The 19,323-nt window shown below is 64.4% G+C and carries 17 protein-coding genes; 6 read left to right on the top strand and 11 right to left on the bottom strand.

The genetic code is table 11. The annotated features are described in order from the left end of the window. Positions 1-17: 17 nt before the first annotated feature. From CSQ99_RS12175 to CSQ99_RS12155, 5 genes are all read right to left on the bottom strand, one after another. On the bottom strand, positions 18-2,294 hold the full coding sequence (locus CSQ99_RS12175; protein WP_099039350.1) for an ATP-binding cassette domain-containing protein: 2,277 nt from the start codon (positions 2,292-2,294) through the stop codon (positions 18-20). 8 nt (positions 2,295-2,302) lie between these two features. After that, positions 2,303-3,223, bottom strand: coding sequence for a phosphatidate cytidylyltransferase (locus CSQ99_RS12170; protein ID WP_099039299.1), 921 nt, complete (start codon positions 3,221-3,223; stop codon positions 2,303-2,305). 1 nt (position 3,224) lies between these two features. Beyond that, positions 3,225-3,956: a CDP-alcohol phosphatidyltransferase family protein gene (locus CSQ99_RS12165; protein WP_099039298.1), complete on the bottom strand. Its 732-nt coding sequence runs from the start codon at positions 3,954-3,956 to the stop codon at positions 3,225-3,227. A gap of 363 nt (positions 3,957-4,319) precedes the next feature. After that, a complete protein-coding gene (locus CSQ99_RS30965) occupies positions 4,320-5,795 on the bottom strand; it encodes a hypothetical protein (protein WP_176560988.1) in 1,476 nt (491 codons plus the stop codon). 597 nt (positions 5,796-6,392) lie between these two features. Then, positions 6,393-7,550 (bottom strand): LLM class flavin-dependent oxidoreductase, encoded by a 1,158-nt coding sequence (locus tag CSQ99_RS12155; RefSeq protein WP_099039349.1) that lies wholly within the window; start codon positions 7,548-7,550, stop codon positions 6,393-6,395. 97 nt (positions 7,551-7,647) lie between these two features. Here CSQ99_RS12155 and CSQ99_RS12150 point away from each other — a divergent pair, with 97 nt between their 5' ends. Next, on the top strand, positions 7,648-8,109 hold the full coding sequence (locus CSQ99_RS12150) for an OsmC family protein (RefSeq protein ID WP_099039297.1): 462 nt from the start codon (positions 7,648-7,650) through the stop codon (positions 8,107-8,109). 2 nt (positions 8,110-8,111) lie between these two features. On the opposite strand, the gene CSQ99_RS12145 is transcribed toward CSQ99_RS12150, so the two are convergent. Further along, the gene (locus CSQ99_RS12145; RefSeq protein WP_099039296.1) at positions 8,112-8,936 is read right to left on the bottom strand and encodes a hypothetical protein; all 825 of its coding nucleotides are present in this window, start codon (positions 8,934-8,936) and stop codon (positions 8,112-8,114) included. After that, positions 8,933-9,562 (bottom strand): TetR/AcrR family transcriptional regulator, encoded by a 630-nt coding sequence (locus CSQ99_RS12140; protein WP_099039295.1) that lies wholly within the window; start codon positions 9,560-9,562, stop codon positions 8,933-8,935. The genes CSQ99_RS12145 and CSQ99_RS12140 overlap by 4 nt, the downstream gene beginning before the upstream one ends. A gap of 310 nt (positions 9,563-9,872) precedes the next feature. Between CSQ99_RS12140 and CSQ99_RS12135 the strand changes: the two genes are divergently transcribed. The 3 genes from CSQ99_RS12135 to CSQ99_RS12125 all read left to right on the top strand — a co-directional run bounded on the left by CSQ99_RS12135 (position 9,873) and on the right by CSQ99_RS12125 (position 12,434). Further along, positions 9,873-11,168 carry a fatty acid desaturase family protein gene (locus CSQ99_RS12135; protein WP_099039294.1) on the top strand — a complete coding sequence of 432 codons (1,296 nt, stop codon included), beginning with the start codon at positions 9,873-9,875 and terminating at the stop codon, positions 11,166-11,168. A gap of 196 nt (positions 11,169-11,364) precedes the next feature. Then, positions 11,365-11,946 (top strand): hypothetical protein, encoded by a 582-nt coding sequence (locus CSQ99_RS12130; RefSeq protein ID WP_099039293.1) that lies wholly within the window; start codon positions 11,365-11,367, stop codon positions 11,944-11,946. Next, the gene (locus tag CSQ99_RS12125) at positions 11,943-12,434 is read left to right on the top strand and encodes a hypothetical protein (RefSeq protein ID WP_099039292.1); all 492 of its coding nucleotides are present in this window, start codon (positions 11,943-11,945) and stop codon (positions 12,432-12,434) included. Before CSQ99_RS12130 ends, CSQ99_RS12125 begins: the two co-directional genes overlap by 4 nt. A gap of 65 nt (positions 12,435-12,499) precedes the next feature. Here CSQ99_RS12125 and CSQ99_RS12120 read toward each other — a convergent pair whose 3' ends face one another. From CSQ99_RS12120 to CSQ99_RS12110, 3 genes are all read right to left on the bottom strand, one after another. After that, on the bottom strand, positions 12,500-12,673 hold the full coding sequence (locus tag CSQ99_RS12120) for a CsbD family protein (RefSeq protein WP_099039291.1): 174 nt from the start codon (positions 12,671-12,673) through the stop codon (positions 12,500-12,502). A gap of 392 nt (positions 12,674-13,065) precedes the next feature. Next, the gene (locus tag CSQ99_RS12115; RefSeq protein WP_099039290.1) at positions 13,066-14,226 is read right to left on the bottom strand and encodes a PP2C family protein-serine/threonine phosphatase; all 1,161 of its coding nucleotides are present in this window, start codon (positions 14,224-14,226) and stop codon (positions 13,066-13,068) included. Beyond that, the gene (locus tag CSQ99_RS12110) at positions 14,223-15,023 is read right to left on the bottom strand and encodes an alpha/beta fold hydrolase (protein WP_099039289.1); all 801 of its coding nucleotides are present in this window, start codon (positions 15,021-15,023) and stop codon (positions 14,223-14,225) included. Before CSQ99_RS12110 ends, CSQ99_RS12115 begins: the two co-directional genes overlap by 4 nt. An 85-nt stretch (positions 15,024-15,108) precedes the next feature. Here CSQ99_RS12110 and CSQ99_RS12105 point away from each other — a divergent pair, with 85 nt between their 5' ends. After that, entirely contained in the window at positions 15,109-16,074 is a 966-nt protein-coding gene (locus CSQ99_RS12105; RefSeq protein WP_099039348.1) for an alpha/beta fold hydrolase, read from the top strand. Positions 16,075-16,410: 336 nt separating this feature from the next. Here CSQ99_RS12105 and CSQ99_RS12100 read toward each other — a convergent pair whose 3' ends face one another. Then, positions 16,411-16,983 carry a TetR/AcrR family transcriptional regulator gene (locus CSQ99_RS12100; RefSeq protein WP_099039288.1) on the bottom strand — a complete coding sequence of 191 codons (573 nt, stop codon included), beginning with the start codon at positions 16,981-16,983 and terminating at the stop codon, positions 16,411-16,413. 95 nt (positions 16,984-17,078) lie between these two features. On the opposite strand from CSQ99_RS12100, the gene CSQ99_RS12095 reads away from it, so the two are divergent. Next, on the top strand, positions 17,079-19,301 hold the full coding sequence (locus tag CSQ99_RS12095) for an acyl-CoA dehydrogenase family protein (protein ID WP_099039347.1): 2,223 nt from the start codon (positions 17,079-17,081) through the stop codon (positions 19,299-19,301). The last annotated feature ends 22 nt before the right edge of the window (positions 19,302-19,323 follow it).

Here is a 19,323-nt window from a genome sequence, read left to right as displayed (position 1 = left end):
CGGCTCAGGTTGACCGCTCAGGCAGTCACCTTGAGGCGCAGCCTCCACCGCGCGAGACTGGCGAAGAGTGCGGCCAACACTCCCAACATCGCGATGTCGAAGAACCACGTCCACGCCGTGTGCTGCCAGTGCGAGTCCTGCGCGATTCCCACAACGAGATTGCTCAGATCCGCCGTCGACGCGGTGGTCGCAAAACCCCACCGCCCGGGCATGATCAACGCGAGGGTCTCCAGTGCCTGCCGCCCCGTCACCGGGATGAATCCGCCCGCGAATACCAGTTGCGTCACCAGCGCCGCCGCCAGCAGCATGATGACCTGATCGTTGGTCCGTGCCAGCGCCGACAGCGCGAGGCCCAGCACCGCCGCAACCACGCACGTCGCCGCGACCCCGACGAACAATTCCAGCATGGGGATGCCCAGCGCGGACGCTCCCGACGGTCCGGGCTTGCCGAAACCGGGTGCTGTGACGACCAAAACCAGGATGGCTGACTGAATCACGGCGACCGCACCGAACACTGCGATCTTGGCGAGCAGATACGCCGAGGCCGACAAACCTGCCGACTGCTCGCGGCGGAAGATCGCGCGCTCGCCGACCAGGTCCCGGACGGTGAGGGTCGCCCCCATCAAGATTGCGGCGAAGCTGATCAGCGCGATGACATGCTTGGGCTCAAAGGGTGCCGAGCCATCCGCCGGCGGATGACCGAATCCGGCGTGGCCGGTAACGGTCAACGGCAACAGGCCGACGATGAACGGCAAAACCGTGAGGAACGCAAGATAGCCGCGGTCGGCGATCAGCAGCCGCAGCTGTCGGCGGGCGATCGTCGAGAACTGGCGCCACCCGCCGGTGCGTGCCGGTTCAGCCGTCAGCGCCGGACCGTCGGTGGCCGTGCTCGATTTCTCTTCGGAACACCTCTCGTCGGCCGCCGGTCCTGAGCGTTCGATGAACTTGCGCTGAACGTCGTCGGGATCGGCGCTCACGATCGTGAAGATGTCTGCCCAGTCGGTGGTTCCCATCGCCGGTCCGAGCTCGTCGGGCGGTCCGAAGAAGGCGGTCTTGCCGCCGGGCGCCAACAACAGCACCTGGTCGCACACATCCAGGAATGTCAATGAATGCGTCACCACCACAATCACGCGGCCGGCGTCGGCCAGTCGGCGCAGCATCGCCATGACCGCGCGGTCCAGCGCGGGATCCAGCCCAGTGGTGGGTTCATCGAGCACCAGCAGCGACGGGCCGGTCAGCAGCTCCAGGGCGACCGACACGCGTTTACGTTGCCCGCCCGACAACTTGTCGATGCGCGTCGTGGCATGGGGGGTCAACTCGAGTTCCTCGAGTATCTGCGCGATCACGCGTCGGCGATCGCCGTCGGTGGTGTCGGCGGGCATCCGCAGTTCTGCGGCGAAGTCCAACGCCTGCGCGACGGTGAGCCGGCCGTGTACGACGTCGTCCTGGGGCACCAACCCGATCCGGCTGCGCAGCGACGCGTACTCGGCGCGCAGGTCGCGTCCATCGAATGTTACTGAGCCGCTGGTGAGTTGGGCAGAACCGACGATCACCCGAGAAAGCGTGGACTTACCTGAACCCGACGGGCCGATCACCGCGGTCAACGTGGCAGGCCGGGCGTCTAACGAAATCCTGTCCAGCAGCACGGTATCGCGATCGATCGCCAGACTCGCGCCACGTATCTCGAGGCCGCCTGTCGTTGCGGCCGGCTGGGTGCGACGCGCCAGAGCGCCGTCGGTGAACACGAAGTCGACGTTGCCGATCGTCACCACGTCGTTTTCGCCCAGCGCCGTGTTTCTAACACTGACGCCGTTGACGAATGTGCCGCTGCCGTCGGTGTTCTCCAACTGCACGCCCGCTTCGGTGGTCACCAACTTGGCGTGGTGAAGCGAGGCCAACACGTCGGGAACGACGATGTCGTTGTCCGCGGACCGCCCGATCGTGATCAAATCCCGCGACGGTGTGGGGCTATCGTCGGCGAGCGGAGCGGTCCCGAGTTCGAATGTCAGCAGGGGACCGTCGGGGTTGCCGAGATGGATGGTCCGCTGGTCTTCGACTTCGACGGATTGCACGCGTTGACCGTCGACGAATATCCCGTTGGAGCTATTGTCGTCGACCGCGACCCAGCCCCCGTCGAGGTACCGCAGGATCACATGCGAGCGGGAGATGCCGGGGTGAGGGATGCGGACGTCGGCGTGCAGATCGCGCCCGACGACAACGTCGTGACCGGGTGCGAACGTGCGCTGCCAACCGCCGGAGCGGATGGTGATCGCGGGCGCTGGGGGAGAGATCATTTGAACGTTCATCCTAGGAAGTACGCCAACGGGAGCACGAGCAATAGCGAATCGATCCGGTCGAGCAGGCCGCCGAAGCCCGGTAGCCAGTCGCCGGCGTCCTTGACCTGGGCCTGCCGCTTCAACATGGACTCGAGGAGATCGCCGAAGACGCCACCGATGGAGACGGCGATCAGCAGACCGATCGAAATGGTGCCCAACAGGGTGAGGATGACAAATGCCCCGATGATCGCGCCGACCAAACCGCCGACGGTCTTGTTGGGGCTCAACGGTGACAGCGGGCGGCGCGCCCATGCCATGCGGCGCAATCCCTTTCCGCCGCACCACGCGGCGACGTCGGTGGCCGCGACGGCGAAGCACAACAGGAACGAGTCCGGCCACACCATCACCAGGTGCGACAGCGACCAGCAGATCCACACCGACCCGAAGGCGGTGAAAACGCTTCGCTTGGCACCGTTCTCGATGTCGCCGCCGAGGACCGACGGCAGCGCGCACAGCAGCAGAACGACGGGCGCGAGGTGCAATAAGGACGGGCGCAGCCACGCCGCGAGCGGGTACATCACGGCCAGCAACACGAGCACCCAGGTGTCTGCCTTTGCCAATTGCGTCAGCCGTGCGTACTCGATCACTGCGACGATGGCCAGCGCGGCAGCCAACACGGCGGTGGTGCCTTCGCCGATCCACATCGGAAAACCGACCACCGGGGCGATCAGCACCCAGGTGCGCCACTTCTGCACCAGTTCCGGCTTGCGTGAGATAAGCACCGCGATGCCGGCCAGGGCCAGGATCGCCGCCGTGACCCACATGAAGAACACGGCACGGGAGTAGAGATGGATGTGCAGCGGACCCAGGTCGATGTTGAGTGGCATCCGGCGATCGAGGTGAACAAACCGAAGGTACGAATCGATGATTCCATCGACGATCGCCATATCAGGCGGCCTCGGCGCGGGAAATGCGCGCAAACGGTGCGACGCCGGCGATCGGTTCGTCCGTTGGCTGCGTCCTCAACTCGCGGTGTGCTGCCCGCAAGCGCAGCACCGTGGTGATCAGTGAACCGATCGCCAGCAGTCCCATCAAGAAAGGCATCACCACGGGAAACGCGTTGGCGAGCACCACGATTAGGCATCGTTCGGTCTTGCCGAGCGGGCCGCCGTTGCGGCGGGCAGCACCTGCGCCGGCGGCGGCCAGCGATGCGAAGGTCGGGAGTGTCGCGGCAAGGGCGGCCACCGATACCAGAAGCACCGGCCATGACAGCCAGTTCAGACCGGGACCGTGCTGCTGGGCGGCCCACACCGTCAAACCTGCGAAGGCCAGCAGATCCGATGTGCGGTCACCGATCTCGTTGACGACGAAACCCCACGGCCGGCTCACTCCACGGGCCCGGGCGACCGCGCCGTCGAGGTTGGCGCCTGCCAGCCGCAGCACCATGAACACCGCCGCGAGCGACCAGTAGCCGAACGCGACTGCGACACCCGCTGCACCGGCTGCGACAACACCTGCGGCGGTGAAGGCGTCCGGAGATATGTTCCGAGCCACTGCAGCGTTGACGGCGAAGGTCAAGCGCCCGGTGAACCACGGCTTAAGTGCGTAGAGGCCAGTCGAGCGCGCTGCCCGGGGCATCGTCGGCTGGGCGGGGATGTGGCTGGTGGCGTGCGTGTTCACGGCTGGCTCCTTTCGTGTCGGTGCCGTTGTTCCTGCGAGTCATGGCGCCACCTGGGCGGCGCCGGTCATGGCGATGAGTACATAGAGTCGCCGGGCCTACCGATCCCAAGAACCGCTGCCGATCCGAGCCGGCGTGCGGCACGTGACCTGCGAAAAAGCACTCGCTCCCACGAGACCGCGAAGGAGTGCCCGCCGTTCACCAGTCGTCTGGCCGGTGATCCTCGACCCGTGGTCGCCGGCTAGCAGCACGGCGAGTGCGGCGGTGCCGCATGCGAAAAGTCATGAGGCTGTGCCGGTCCCGGCCCTCGCCGCACAACGAAAACGGCCCCCTCGTTGCCGAGGGGGCCGTCATTTCGCATGTGCCTAGGCGTCGTCGCCTTCGGCAGGCTTGTCTTCCTTCTCTGTGTTGTCTTCGTTCTCAGCATCTTCGGCTGCAGCTTCTGCTTCGGCCTTGGCCTTGGCTTCTGCCTCGGCTGCTGCTGTGGCATCTGCTTCGGCCTTGGCTGCAGCTTCTGCGGCGGCGGCTTCTGCTTCGGCCTTGGCTGCAGCTTCTGCGGCGGCGGCTTCTGCTTCGGCCTTGGCTGCGGCTTCTGCTTCGGCTGCTGCTGTGGCATCTGCTTCGGCCTTGGCTGCGGCTTCTGCGGCGGCGGTTTCTGCTTCGGCCTTGGCCTTGGCTTCTGCTTCGGCTGCTGCTGCGGCGGCGGCTTCTGCTTCGGCCTCGGCCTTGGCTTCTGGGTCTTGGATGTCGCCTTCTTGGTCGTCGATGCCCCCAACGGAGCCGCCGCCCTCGGGGCCGGTGCTGATCGTGAAGGTGTCGCCGCCGAAGCTGAAAGCGTTCGGCCCGCCCTCGGCGAGAGCGTTGTTCACGACCGGGGCCGGAGGCGTCAACGCTGCTGCGATCTGATTGGGCAGCGTGACCATGAGGTAGGTACCAAGGCCGCCCCGGATCAGACCCTGCCACTGAGTGGTGGTGCCGGCCGGCGTGATCCCGTTGAGGAGAGCGTCTGCCACCCTGGCTGGCAGGTTCACCAGCTCGCTGACCGCGGTTCCGAAGTCACCGGCCGTCAAAGCGATCCGCGCGGCGTCGAAAATCTCCGCTGTTTGCAGGGCTGCGCCGACGAATGGTTCGAAAATGGCCTTGGTGAGGGCAAACTCGGACACGACATCGAGCAGGTTGTCCAGCCTGTCGACCCCCGGCAGTCCCCCCACGAACTGAGCGGGGATGGACAGGATCGGGATCAGCGGGCGAATACCGCCCAGCACCCTGAGCACGAACCAGCCGTTGATCTTCGAGAATGCCTCGACGAACTGGCCCTGCGACAAGTACGTCAGCGATTCCTGCAGCACGCCCGGCAGTTGCTCCGCCGCGTCACCAAGCCGCGTGAAGGTGTCGTTCAAGGCCAACTCGATGGTGGGACCAAAGCGCGTATGGAAGTTGAGGATCTGATCCAGCAGCGGGCCCGGATTGAGCGTGTTGAGCACCAGGACGTTAGCGATCTCCTGGAAGATCGCGCCAGTGGCCAATTGCTGCCCCAACGCACCGAAGGCGCCCTGGGACCCGGTGGCCAGGGCCTGCAGATTGGTCAACGAGGTGGCGATGGTCTGCTGCCACACAACGAGCGGGTTGGCCGTCGCCGTGAGCTGGACCACCGCTTGCGACACGCGCTCCTGGACGTCCTGGATATTCGGCATCGGGGGGGTTACCGGGCTGACGGCGATCACGCCCGCACTCGCCATCGCGACGCCAGCAACCATGAACTTGGTGCTGCGACGATTCGAAGGTGAGTGGCTGGGCGAGAAATCGTAAACCGGCGAGTCGGCATGAACTGCGAGTTGCACGTTGTCTCCTGTTGAGCCTGTGTATTTGCCAAATGGCAGCTGAAGATTAGCTGAGGCTAACCTTATACACAAGGGATTCGGTGCACTAATCAGGGGGCAGTTCGCGGAGGGGTCCGAGGCTGGCCCAGATGTCCGAAATGCGAAGAATGCGCAGCTAAAGCGGGATACTTGCCAAATCACGAAGCGACCGAGGGCGAATTTACACCAGAGTCATCCGTGGTGGGGAGCTACGTTCTCACGCGTGTCGGTGAGCTTCGCCACGCTATGGCGCCGGATCTGCTGCCCGGCGTACTGCAGCGTTGCTGGAGCGGCAATGAACTTCTGAGCGGTGGCCCCGGTGAACGCGGGGACGTGTGTGCTGTGCCGCCTACTCCGACGCCGGTCGCCGGCAGTGGGCAAAGCAGTGGGAGCGGATGCCGCCTATCGCGTACGCCATGACGTCGATGACACTCGCGGCGCGTCACGCAGCGGTGCTCGACGCGTTTGGCGGCTTACGGCCCGGAGTGGCCTGACGCATTGCTGTGAATTGTCTGAATGGCGCAAGCTGAAAGCTGACGACACGCCAATTGAAAAGTGTTCACAGCCAACGTCATTGATCTAGGTGGCAGGGCGCGCCGCTCGCTCCGCTGCGTGGTCCTCGATCGCCTTGCCGATCGCGTGCGACGCACGGTCGACAAACTCGGTCCCGCTTCCAATCACCCAGTCGGCCGAGGCGGCCGGCCCCGCAAGCTGGCCGGTGAAATGGGGAATCACGTACTGCGCGAAGAGTTCGTAGCTCTTGAGCTTCGCGGCAGGCGGGGCCCAGTCGTGGTCGAACAGCAGGAACGCACCAAAGCCGCCATTGCTCGCCTCTACCAGCTCCTCGATCTTGGCCACCGCGTCGGCCGGCGTCCCGATCACCGCGAATCCCGACTCGTGGTTGTTGGCGATGATCTCGGCGGCGGTATCGCCCTGGACCGGCCCCGCAGGCAGGATGTGACTGAAATAGCGCGAGAACTCCGCGATGCCGTATTCGACGTCGCGCTCGGCCTGCTCGCGAGTCTCGGCAAGGTGCATCGGGCCGACGAGGCGCCACTTGGAGCGGTCGGCGATATGGCCGTGGTCTGCGGCGACCTCCTGCCACGTCGACCAGTGGTGGGCGAGGAGATCCATTCCTTGCTTCGCGGTCGCCGCGATCGACAACATGCCGATGCCGTGCTTACCCGCGCCTCGTGGACCGGTGGGGGAGAACGACGCCGCAACAGCGACATCGAAGCAGGGGTCGCTGTACGGCTTCAGCTGAAGCCGCGCGTCCTGCAGGGTGAATCCGGCGGTGTCCATGGTGACGGTTTCCCCACGAAGTAGCCGCATGATCGCGTCGAGACTCTGTTCCATACGCGGTCGCTGCTCATCCGCCGGGATCCCCAGCATGTGGGCGTCCGACGTGAGCTGACCTGGCCCGCAGCCCAGCATGACCCGGCCCCGCGTGAGGTGGTCGAGCAGCACCATGCGATCGGCGAGCATCAAGGGGTTGTGGTAGGGCAACGAGCTGACCCCGGTGCCGAGTTTGATGTGCTTGGTTCGCTCTGCGGCGACGGCGATGAACACCTCCGGTGACGCGATGATCTCGAACCCGGCGGAATGGTGCTCGCCGATCCACGCCTCGTGGAATCCGAGCTCGTCCATCGCCGCGATCAGTTTGAGGTCTCGCTCGATGGCGAGCGTCGGATTCTGTCCGGTTGGGTGGAAGGGAGCCATGAAGTTTCCGAATCGCATCCGCTCATTCTGGACCTGGCGTCGCATTTGTCGATTAACTTCCGCTGCGGCGCGGCGCGGCGGCCGATGCGGCGCTCGAATCCTCAAGGAGGTCGGCATGACAACACCGCAGACTGCAGTCGACGCGGACTCGTCAGAAGGCACCGTCGTCGTAGCCGGGACGGGCACGGGAACGTTCACCCAGCGGATCACCATCGGGGACCATGAATTGCTTGCCGACGAGCCCCGGCCGACGGGCGACGATGCGGGACCGACGCCGTACGACCTGCTGCTCGGGGCGCTCGGCGCCTGTACCTGCATGACGGTACGGATGTACGCCGGGCGCAAGGACTGGCCCTTAGATCAGGTTCGAGTCACGTTGCAGCACTCACGTATTCACGCAGAAGATTGTGCGGACTGCGAAACCCGCATCGGATTGATCGATCACATCGATCTCGACATAGAGCTGATCGGCGACCTCGACGACACTCAACGGCAACGGTTATTGCTGATCGCCGGGCGCTGTCCTATTCATCAGACCTTGACGTCGGAGATTCACATCGCCACCACCCTGCGGTGAGATCAGGGATGGGCGGCAAGGAACGTCTCGTTGGGCAGGCCGGCGGTGAGCTCCTCGACGTCGAACGGTCGATCAAGACGCGCGTGAAGCCGCTCGCGATCGGTGAGAAGGCTGATCTCGAAGGTTTGGCGCGCGAATAGGCGGGCGATGCGTGGGTAGAGCCGTCGCATCAGGGCGCGCTCGGTCGGGCTGCAGCGTGCAGCGCAGTAGCCGACGTGGCCGACTTCGTCGGTGAGGATCTCGCTGTAGAGCCGCTCGATACGCGCGGCGACTTCGGGTTCGTCTGCGAACAGCTCGATGCCGACCCGGCGCAACTCGTCAAACATGACGCAGCCCGCCATCTCCGCCGCACCCACGAACAAGAAGCCCAGGCGCTCAGGGAGAAACACACCGATCTTCACGAACTGCCGCAACACGAATGGCGGCGCCACCACCTGGAACGGCAGACCGAAGATATCGAGCACATACGCCAGCAACCGGGTGTGGTAGTGCTCCTCCAGTTCGAGATAAACCCGCTCGGGCGGCAGGTTCTCGCCGCTGTTGAGTCCGTAGGTCTCGCCGAGGCCGACGCCAAACCGCTCGGCCTGATTCAGTTTGGCGGTGGCCAAGAGAAAGAGCATCTTTCGGTCCACACCCGGCTCGGGTACACGTCGGCGCAGATTTCGCGCGAAGGTCTCGCGGTCTGCCGGATGGGCCGACCGCACGGGGTTGGACTCCAGATCACCGAAGAAATCCTCACGGCGCTCCAATCGTCTGTTCAGAAGGTCGGCTTCACCATCGCGGCGCTCCAGAAAGACGCGGTAACCCTCGATGCCGGTGTCGTTCATCGTGACTCCATTCCTGAAACGATCGTCTTCACGTATCGGTCCATAAGTGCCGCACGAGCACTGGGCGCGCTCGTGTCGGTGGTTAGCAATGCGAAAAGCCCGGTGAGAAAGAACACCGCGAGTTCACCCGCGTCGGCGTCGACCGCCACTTGTCCTGCGTGCTGGGCCTTGGCGATCGCATCTATCACGAAGTCCGCCAACGGATGTTCACTCAGTTCGTCCTCCACGGGACGGGCCGAGGAGAAGTGCAACCCCAACATGTCACGAAAGATGACAGGACCCATGCGCTGCTCGGCGGCCAGCACTTCGCGGACCAATTCCGAGAGCATCGCGGGCAGATCTTTCAACTCCGACCCTCTTGCGCCGAGTTGCGCAACGATCTTCGCCTCTTCGGCACGCTCCGCCTCGACGACGACGTGTTCCTTGGTGGGGAAGTGGAAGTAAAACGTTCCCCGTGCCACCCCGACGGCCGAAGCGATCGTGCTGACGTCCGCACCCGCGAGGCCGGACCGCCCGATCTCGGCAACTGCGGCGTCGAACAATCTGGCCCGTGTGGCAAGACGTTTTGCCTCTCGCGCACTCACCGTCGGCGATGAAGGGCCAGCTGCGATGGTCGGTGACGGCATATCCGCACAGTAGAACAACTGACTGACGACTGTCAATGACTACTGTCAGCGATTTTGAATCGACGTAGATTTCCGGACCTGAGGCGCGCGCATATCGGTTTGGCTGCCAAATCGTCCCGATACAGCTACCGATTGTGTAGTCGGGGCGTCGTTATGGCACATTGAGCCATCCACGGTGAAGACGTCGCCGTGATCCGGGACGGAGTGTGCCATTGCGCTGCTCTCTCGCCGGCACCGTCTCGCACGGAGAATTCCGCCCGTATCGACGGGCGTCATCCCATCTTCTGATGGGATGTGATGCAGCGTTGCCATCGCAGAAGTAGCTGAATACGCCCACCTGAGCGAAGCGGACGTCGAGGCCCTCGGGTCATCGCTGGACGAGATCCGTCGCGATATCGAGGGGTCGCTGGGTGCCGACGACCGCGCGTACATCAAGCGCGTCATACGCTTCCAACGCTGCCTCGAAGTCGCCGCCCGGCTGACGATCTGGGCCAGCAGGGGCAAGGCCGGCTGGGCGGCCGGCACGCTTGGACTGCTCGCCGCGAAGTGCATCGAGAACATGGAGCTCGGCCACAACATCACCCACGGACAGTGGGACTGGATGAACGACCCAGAGATCCACTCCAATACGTGGGAGTGGGACATGGTGGGCCCGTCCTCGCAGTGGCGCTACTCCCACAACTACCGCCACCACGTCTACTCCAATGTGATCGGCATGGACGACGACCTCGGCTTCGGCGTCATACGCGTCAGTCGTGACCAGGAATGGAAGCCGGGTTACCTGTGGGCCCCGTTGCGGGCGGTCGGCCTGTCGGTCGTCTTCGAGTGGGGCATCGCGCTGCACAACCTGGCCGCAGAACAACGGGATCAGGCGACCGAGGAGGAAAAGGCCGAGCTCAAGCACGCCATGCTCCGCAAGATGGGTCGCCAGGCCGCCAAGGACTATCTCATCTACCCGGCGCTGAGCGGACGTCGCTTTCTCAGGACGTTCTTGGCGAATCTGGTCGCAGCGGGCTTCCGCAACGGGTGGGCTTACATCGTGATCGTGTGCGGGCACTTCGTCGATGGCGCCGAGAAGTTCACTCCCGAAACGCTGGCGAACGAGACGAAGCCGGAATGGTATTTGCGGCAGATGCTGGGAACCGCGAACTTCAACGCGGGTCCAGTCCTGCGGGTGATGAGTGGCAACCTCTGCTATCAGATCGAGCATCACCTGTTCCCCGACCTGCCGAGCAATAGGCTCCCTGAGATCTCGGCGCGAGTCCGGCCACTGCTGGCTGAATACGATCTGCCGTACACGACCGGACCGTTGATCCGTCAGTTCTGGCACACCGTCCGCACGATCTGCAAACTTTCGCTACCGGATCGCTTCCTGACGGCGTCCTCCGACGATGCGCCGGAGACGGCGTCCGAGGAGAAGTTCCGCGACGTGCCGATGCGTCCCCAGATTCGCGGAACACACGACGTCGATACACAACGGCGGGGATTGGTGACTGCGATCGCGGACCGTGCCGGACCGCGGCTCAGGCGGGGCCCGCTTCGGCCTGCGTCGCGGAGCGCTGCAGCCATTGCCGCTCTCATAAGTCTGGCTACTGGACCTTCTTGATCGGCGGCAGGTACTTACCCAGGGTCGCAGGATCTTTCGCCTCGCCGTCGGGTACATGGATCCGGTAGTTGAATCGGAAGAGTCCGCTTGGCGGCGATGTGGCCGGGACTCAAAAGCGACGTGACGGCATCTGGTGCCACGAATTGACGTTTCCGTAGGTGATGGTCGGGTACTCGCCTTCGAGGAGGTGGGAGAGATGCCCGTTTGGAGTTGGTTCTTCATCGCAGCAGGCGTTCTGATCGCGTTGACGCTGATATTGATCGCCGTCTTATCCGTGAACGGCCGCAGGAAAACGAGACGGCTGAAAGAACATTTCGGGGCGGAGTACGAGCGAGCTGTCGATGACGCCGGTGATCAGCGCGCTGCCGAGCACGAGCTCGTAGCGCGTGAACGCAAGCGAAAGAAGCTCGACATCGTTGTGCTGTCACCGGAGGTGCACGAGAGGTATGCCAGCTCGTGGCAGACCGTTCAGCGTGCGTTTGTCGACGATCCGGCGGGTGCCGTGGGCGACGCCGACCGGCTGGTCACCGAGGTGATGCGCGAACGTGGATATCCAATAGACGATTTCGATCAGCGAGCGGCCGATATCTCAGTCGACCATCCCAAAACTGTTGAGCACTATCGTGCCGCCCACACCCTGTATCTGGCGCAGGAGGCGGCCGACATCGGCACGGAGGCGCAGCGCCAGGCCTTCGTCCATTACCGCGCGCTCTTCGAGCAGTTGCTCGGCGCGGATCACGAAGTCGAGAAGAACACGCCGAAGGAGGCAACAGCATGACAACCCATGATGACCGGGTGACAACCGTCCCGACGCATGACGCACAACCCGAGTTCTCCAGTGCGGCAGCCGAACACCCTGTCGAACACGAGGTTTCGCCGGTCGAACCCAACGACGCCGCCTCGTTTGGCGTGCCGGCCGAATCTCAACATGCGCCACCGGTCGTCGATGCGACCCGAGCGGAGGCGGTGCCGCAGAGAGCCGAAGGTCAACCGTCGGACGACGAATTACTTTTCGCCGCAGATACTTCCGGCCTGCGATCGCGGTGGGATGACATTCAAGCGGTGTTTGTCGACGACCCTGCAGACTGTGTACAGAAGGCCGATGCCCTCGTCGCGGAGGTCGTCGACCAGCTAACGTCGGCGTTCTCTGAGGCGCGGTCGCGGCTCGAGGGGCAGTGGGCCCGTGGCGAGCAGGTTTCTACCGAGGATCTTCGCCTGGCGCTGCAGCGCTATCGCGAGTTCTTCCAGCGGCTGCTCGCAGTCTGACCTGATCATTGAAATAGCAATCGGCCCGCCACCCATCACGGATGGCGGGCCGATTCAAACTTCGGCTACTTCTTGAACGCGTCCTTGATCTTCTCGCCCGCGTCCTTGAGGCTGGACTTCGCCTGGTCGACCTTGCCCTCGTTCTCAGTGCTCTTGTCTCCGGTCACCTTGCCCAAAGCCTCTTTGGCCTTGCCGCCTGCATCGTCGATCTTGTTGCTTGCTTTATCGCCGGCACCCATGATGTGTTCCCTTCAATTTGGACTATCGTGACTCGAAGTCGAGCCCTCGTTGCTCCGGATACCGCTGGCGCAGTGATCCCGCGGTATTCCCGAAGTGACCCGCAATATCAGACTGATGGATGCGGGTCGGGCTCCTGCGCGGTTCGTATACCCCTTGATGAACAGCCGAAACACTGGTCACGCCAGGGTCCGTGTCACCTGAGCCGGAACGGCGTCGAAAAAGTATGGCCAGTAGCGGCGAATCCCAGGCTGCGCTGTTTTCTCAACGTCAGGGTTGCACCCTGACATCCGCCTCGTGACGACTCCAGAAACAACCGTCAACTGCCGTCACTCCTGCAGCTATACCCATGGGCCCAACGCAATAACGAACGCGGCGATATCCGCCGATATCGTCACCTGCCCTCGGGAACGCCCAACGCCAACACCGCTGTGTCATCCTCGACTCCAGAACCAAGGCCTTCGAGTAGGCCGGCAAACGCGCCGACGATGGTCGATGGGGCAGCCGGGGAGTGCGCCTTCACGAAGCGGAGCAGGGCGCCCTCGTCGTCGTAGCGTTCGCGGCCGATCCCGGTACTGGCCTCGGTGAGGCCATCGGTGTACAGAACGAGTGTGTCGCCTGGGGCGAGCACGAACCGGTTGGCGACAAAGTGCGGTTCACCCGTCATGCCGACCGCTTGGCCGCCGATGGTGTCGGCGTAGTAAGCGCTGCCGTCGGCATTGAGCAGCAGTGGTGGCGGGTGGCCGCCGCTGGCCAGGTGGACGTCAAAACCGTTGTCGCAGCGGGTCAGTTTCCCGTAGATCACGGTGCAGAACCGGTTGAGTTCGCCGCCGAGCTCTTGGCTGAGGACAGTGTTGAGGTTGTGCAGCACTTGAACCGGGTCGTCGTCGAAGACCGCCGCGGCGCGCAACGTGTACCTGGTCAATCCGGTCACTACCGCGGCTTCGACGCCTTTGCCCGAGACGTCGCCAAGGAAGAACCCCCATGTCGCCCGAGACAGCGGGAAGAGGTCATAGAAGTCGCCACCCACATCGTCGTTTGAAGCCGTGTGGTAGTAGTCGGCGGCCTCGAGACCCGTCGGAGGCGACAGCACCGGTGGGAGCAGCGCGCGTCGCAATGTGTCGGCGAACTCCCGGACACGTCCTTGTTCCTTCACCGCCAGCCGGCGCGCCTCCAGCAGTTCGACTTCATAGGCACGCCGATCAGCGGCATCCACCACGCTGATCCGAAGCAGCTCCGGCTTCTGTGCTGCGTTCATTTTGACGTTCGCAGTGAGGAACATCGGCTTTCGAGTTCCATCAGCACCGACGATGTCCACGGTGACGCCGTTGAGATCACCGCCCACCTGAAGCAGCGGCCCGAAGTGTGTTTCGTAGAGGATGCGTCCACCGGCGGTCAGCAGATCGGTGAACATCATGCCGCACAGTGCATCTGCCTCATAGCCAAGCCATCGCGTCGCGGTGGCGTTGACGCGGAGTATGCGGCTGTCGGGGTGGGTGATCAACAGTCCACTCGGAGCCTCTTCCCAGAAGTCCGTAGCGCTGTAGTCGATCATGTCGACCGCGCGAACCCGGCGATCGCCGATGCGGTGGCCTCTGGGGCGCTGAGGTGCGGGCAGTGTCCGGTTGCGGCCAGGGTGACGAGTTGGCTGTGGGGAATCTGGCCGTGGACGTAGGCACCCACCTCACGCGGCGCGATCGCATCCTGGGCGCATTCGATGATCAGCGTCGGCGGCGGTATCTGTGCCAGGTCGGCGCGGTTGTCGGACAGGAACGTGGTGCCGGCGAAAACCCGGGCGTGTTCCGGGTCAGCCTTGCAGAAGGTGTCGCCCAACTCGTCTGCTAGTTCGGGCCGGTCCGGGTTGCCCATGATGACCGGCGCCAAAGCGCGCGACCAACCCAGGTAGTTCTGCTCAAGGGATTCGAGGAGTTCGTCGATATCGGCTTTCGAGAAGCCGCCGCGGTAATCGCCGTCGTCGATGTAGCGGGGGGAGGGAGTCAGCAGAACCAGCTTGGCGAATCGGGATGGATCGGTGATCGTGGCGAGTGCGCCGATCATTGCCGACACCGAGTGCCCGACGTATACGACATCACGCAGATCAAGCTTGTTGACGATGTCGAGGATGTCGGCCGCGTAGCCCGACAACGAGGAATACTTCGTCGCATCCCATGCTGCTGGGTCTGACAATCCCGACCCGACAAGGTCGATGAGGATGAGACGGAACTCCGACTCCAACTGATTGACGACGAGACGCCACAGGTTCTGATCGCATCCGAACCCATGCACCAACATCAGCGTCGGGCCGTCTTCGACTCCCAGGACATTGATGTTGTGCTTGGCGGAAACATCCACCAGGCAAGGTTAGCCCGCGAGCCCATCTCCGCACGGGACATTACCCGCGAGTAAGATATGCCCACGTTGTAGAGGGGAACTGATGATGGCCGGGGAATCCGGACTGCCCGAGGCGGGCTCTGGCGTCGAGCCGCCAATCGAGCAGAAGGTGCGCCTGGCGCTCGGGTTGCTCGAGCGATTCGCGCCCGCTATCGGGTCGAGGTGGGCCATTGAGCTCTGGTGTACCCCGCCCGCTGTGGAGATGAGCTTGCGCATGCCTCCTGGCGTCCCGCCGGGCGAGCCGGTGGAGGCGGTCTGGTCCGGACATCGGATCGCGGGGGAATCGTGGGGCCGGGGGCCGACGGTGTATCTGGTGCACGGATGGGGCGGTTGCCGCGCGCACCTGGGAGTCTTCGTCAAACCACTTGTCGAGGCCGGCCACCGCGTCATCGCCGTCGACCTGCCCAGCCACAACGACTCCGAGCCGGGGGATCTTGCGCCGGGGCGCACGACGATCGTCGAATGCGCCGAAGCCGTAAGAGCCTTCGTGCGCACGCACGGTCCGGCGCACGCGATCGTGGCACATTCGCTTGGCGCCAAGGCCGCCGCCCTCGCGGTATCGCGGGGTGCGGAGGTCGACCGCCTGGTGTTCTTGGCGCCGATGGGGGACTTCTCTTGGTATCTGGACGTTTTCGCGGATCGCCACGGTTTCGGGCCGCGTATTCGCCGTGGCCTGGTCAACCGCCTCGACCGGCGCCTGAAGATGCCGCTGTATGACACCGACATCGCGGCCGTGGCCGTTACCCTCGACGATCCGCCGCCGCTGCTGATCGTGCACGACCCCGACGACCCCGACAGTCCTTATGAAATGAGCCAACGGATCCTCGACCTGTGGCCAGGGGCGAGTTTGGTGACCACCCGAGGGCTGGGACGATTGGCGCACTACCGCATCCTGCGTCACCGCAGGGCGATCAACGCCGGCCTCGAATTCATCGGCGGCGTTAACGCCGAACGGGCAGCAGCGCCATCGGAAGTCGGCGAGGTTTCTGCGACGACCGGTCCAGTCGACTAGGCGCTGTCGCCGAGTTGAGTACGCGGACGGCCAGCCGACCGACCTCCCGCCACCTTCGCCGGACAACGACTCCCGCGGTGAAACCAAACAAGAACCCAACCATGAAGGAGCGCCGGGTGCGGTGCCGCTTTCGCCGCACGAGCACCGAGCCGGCGACGCCGCACAGCGCAGCAGCGCACGCGACCACCACAAGCACGAAGATGAACTGAGTTGTTCCCAGCGACCCCATATGACCTCCGGGCCGTCGTCAACATCGGCGGCTCAGCCGATCCAATCACTGTCGCCGCGTGATGAGGATCCTCGGCCATCGTTCGTGACCAAAGCGAGCGTGAACCGTTAGGTCTGTAGACCTGCGATGATGAGTCGGGTGGTGGACTCAGCCCGCTTTCGACCGTAGGCGCGACGTTCGGACAGGATCGGGTAGACGACCGCCCCGACGATCGCGTCGGCAGCCGAGGCGGCGGTGGCTTCGTCGACGCCGCCCGCGAGCAAGCGCGCCCGAACACTCTCCAGCAGTGGTGCACTGAACCCCGCCCGCAACCTGGTCGCCGTGTCCTCGTGCTCCATGCAGGCGACAGTGAGGATGCGCAGCATTGCCGAACCTCGTTCGGTGGTCAGGGTCGCAGCGAGATTGCCCGCCCAGCGGACGAGATCGCCCACGAGATCCTCGGTGTGCGTCACCGGCGCAATGATCTTGTCCGCATCGGCGAGCAGAACGTCGGCAACCAGGGCAGGGCGGCTTGGCCACCAGCGGTAGATGGTCTGCTTGCCGACCCCTGCGCGGGCGGCCACAGCCTCGATACTCGTTCCGTCGAACCCCCGCTCGTGCAGCAACTCGTGTGTTGCGGTGACGATGGCCACGCGTGACTTCTCGCTGCGGCGGCGTGGAGCCGTGGCGGGGCGGACCATGTGGCGCATCCTCAGTTTGCCGGTGCGTCGGACAACACGTAGTCTGCCACAAGACGAGACGGTCCGTCTTGTTTGAGACGAAAGGCGGCGTGACGGTGCCCATCGGGCTCACCCCGGAGCAGCTTCAATTGGAAGACGCGGTCGGCCGCTTCGCCGCTCGGCACGCTGCTGTCGACCAGACGCGCGGCTCATTCGACGCGCTCGCCGACGGAACGCTGCCCAAATGGTGGGATGACCTTGTCGCACAGGGCTTTCACGCGGTGCACCTGCCCGACTCCGTTGGCGGACAGGGCGGTTCGCTGGCCGACGCGGCCTGCGTCATAGAGGCTGCCTCCACCGCTCTGCTTCCCGGGCCGCTGCTGCCGACCGTGATCACCGGTGCGGTTGTGCTCTCGGTGGGCAACAATGTGCCGGCTGCCGACATGCTGCTGAGCGATCTCGCCGCCGGGGGTACGGCCACCGTCGTGCTGCCGGAGACCGGCAACCTGAGCGCGACCGCCGCCGACGGTGGATGGCGGGTCACTGGATCGTCGGGCGACGTTCTGGGGGTGCGCTCGGCCGGTGTGATTCTGGCGGCAGCGAAACGCGACGATGGCGAGACGTTGTGGTTCGTCGTCGATCCGGCCGTCGCTTCGATCGAGGCCCGTGATGGCACCGACCTCACCATCGACGTCGGAGTCTTGCACCTCGATGGTCATGACGTACCGGAAGCGCTGGTGCTCAACGGTATCGACGACGATGCCGCAGCCGACATCGCCGTCGCGCTATCGGCATGTGCTTCTGCTGGAACGCTGCGTTGGGCCGTCGATGCGGTGACCGCACACCTGCGCACGCGGGAGCAGTTCGGCAAGCCCATCGGCACCTTCCAGGCGCTTCAGCACGAAGCGGCGATGCTGCTCGTCAACAGTGAACTGGCCACAGCCGCAGCGTGGGACGCGGTGCGCGCCGTCGACGAAGCACCAGAACAGCGCCAACTGGCCGCCGCGGCCGCCGCCGTCATGGCCGTCGCCCCGGCTCCCGAATTGCTGCTCGATGCGCTGACGATGTTCGGCGCCATCGGGTTCACCTGGGAACACGATGTGCATCTGTATTGGCGGCGCGCAACCAGCCTGGCCGCATCGATGGGGCCGATCACCGGTTGGTCTCGACGCCTTGGCGAGCTGAGCCGGACACACGTTCGCGACATGACGGTGAAACTCGGTGAGGCAGAAGCGGACTTTCGCGCCCAGATTGCCGTATTGCTGGACCGGGCGCTGGAACTGGACAATGACAAACCGAGCCCGCTAGGGGACTACGACCACCTGGCCAGCGGGCCTCAGCGCTCGCTGATCGCCGACGCCGGACTGATGGCGCCGCATTGGCCGCGACCCTGGGGCGTGGATGCGACGCCGCTGCAGCAGCTGATCATCGACGATGAATTCGCCAAACGGCCCGACCTGGTGCGGCCCTCCCTCAACATCGCCGAGTGGATACTGCCGTCGCTCATCAGCTCGGGATCGGAAGGTCTTCAACAGCAACTGATTCCGCCGACGCAACGCGGCGAGTTGCTCTGGTGTCAGCTCTTCAGTGAACCCGGCGCCGGATCCGATCTCGCGGCGTTGAGCACGCGTGCGGTGAAAGTCGACGGCGGGTGGCGAATCAACGGCCACAAGATCTGGACGTCGTCGGCGCAATACGCCGACTACGGTGCATTGCTGGCCAGGACGGACCCAGACGCCCCGAAGCACAAGGGCATCGGCTACTTCATCATCGACATGCGCGCCGAGGGCGTGGAGATCCAGCCGATCAAGACGGCGGACCGGGACCCGCACTTCAACGAGGTGTTCCTCGCCGATGTTTTCGTACCCGACGAGATGCTGCTCGGGGGACCGACAGACGGGTGGAGTCTGGCGATCGCGACGATGGCCCAGGAGCGGGTCGCGATCGGCGCCTACGTGAACATCGACCGCGCCGGCGCCCTGCGGACTCTCGCCGCAAAGACCGGCCCGGATCAGGATGCCGTCGTAGGCGCGCTGGGAGAACTGGATGCGTACACCAATGCCATCAAGGCGCTCGGTGTGCGCGAGACGATCCGGCTGCTCGACGGACAGAGCGCAGGGCCCGCCTCCAGCATCGCCAAGGTGGCCACCAGCATCATGTTGCGCCGCACGTTCAAGGCCACGTTGGAGTTGGCGGGGCCGCTCGCGATGGTCGAACGGTCGGAGCCTGAAGTCGTCGCGCCGTACCTGCGGCTACCGGCCGAATTGATTGGTGGCGGCACCCGCCAAATCCAGCTCAACATCATTGCGCAGATGATCATGGGCCTGCCCCGGAAGTGACCGAGCGCAGCGAGAATTAGGG

This window comes from Mycobacterium neglectum (genome assembly GCF_002591975.1).
GTDB classification, from domain to species: domain Bacteria; phylum Actinomycetota; class Actinomycetes; order Mycobacteriales; family Mycobacteriaceae; genus Mycobacterium; species Mycobacterium neglectum.
Note: the sequence above shows the minus strand (reverse complement) of the source record. Positions and strands in the feature narration are given on the sequence as shown.

Coding starts and splice junctions, on each gene's coding strand:
- CSQ99_RS12140 (WP_099039295.1), bottom strand. CDS start 9,562: ATGCCGTCACCGACCATCGCAGCTGGCCCTTCATCGCCGACGGTGAGT.
- CSQ99_RS12115 (WP_099039290.1), bottom strand. CDS start 14,226: ATGATCGACTACAGCGCTACGGACTTCTGGGAAGAGGCTCCGAGTGGA.
- CSQ99_RS12155 (WP_099039349.1), bottom strand. CDS start 7,550: ATGCGATTCGGAAACTTCATGGCTCCCTTCCACCCAACCGGACAGAAT.
- CSQ99_RS12145 (WP_099039296.1), bottom strand. CDS start 8,936: ATGAACGACACCGGCATCGAGGGTTACCGCGTCTTTCTGGAGCGCCGC.
- CSQ99_RS12120 (WP_099039291.1), bottom strand. CDS start 12,673: ATGGGTGCCGGCGATAAAGCAAGCAACAAGATCGACGATGCAGGCGGC.
- CSQ99_RS12130 (WP_099039293.1), top strand. CDS start 11,365: ATGCCCGTTTGGAGTTGGTTCTTCATCGCAGCAGGCGTTCTGATCGCG.
- CSQ99_RS12105 (WP_099039348.1), top strand. CDS start 15,109: ATGGCCGGGGAATCCGGACTGCCCGAGGCGGGCTCTGGCGTCGAGCCG.
- CSQ99_RS12175 (WP_099039350.1), bottom strand. CDS start 2,294: ATGATCTCTCCCCCAGCGCCCGCGATCACCATCCGCTCCGGCGGTTGG.
- CSQ99_RS12170 (WP_099039299.1), bottom strand. CDS start 3,223: ATGGCGATCGTCGATGGAATCATCGATTCGTACCTTCGGTTTGTTCAC.
- CSQ99_RS12150 (WP_099039297.1), top strand. CDS start 7,648: ATGACAACACCGCAGACTGCAGTCGACGCGGACTCGTCAGAAGGCACC.
- CSQ99_RS12125 (WP_099039292.1), top strand. CDS start 11,943: ATGACAACCCATGATGACCGGGTGACAACCGTCCCGACGCATGACGCA.
- CSQ99_RS12100 (WP_099039288.1), bottom strand. CDS start 16,983: ATGGTCCGCCCCGCCACGGCTCCACGCCGCCGCAGCGAGAAGTCACGC.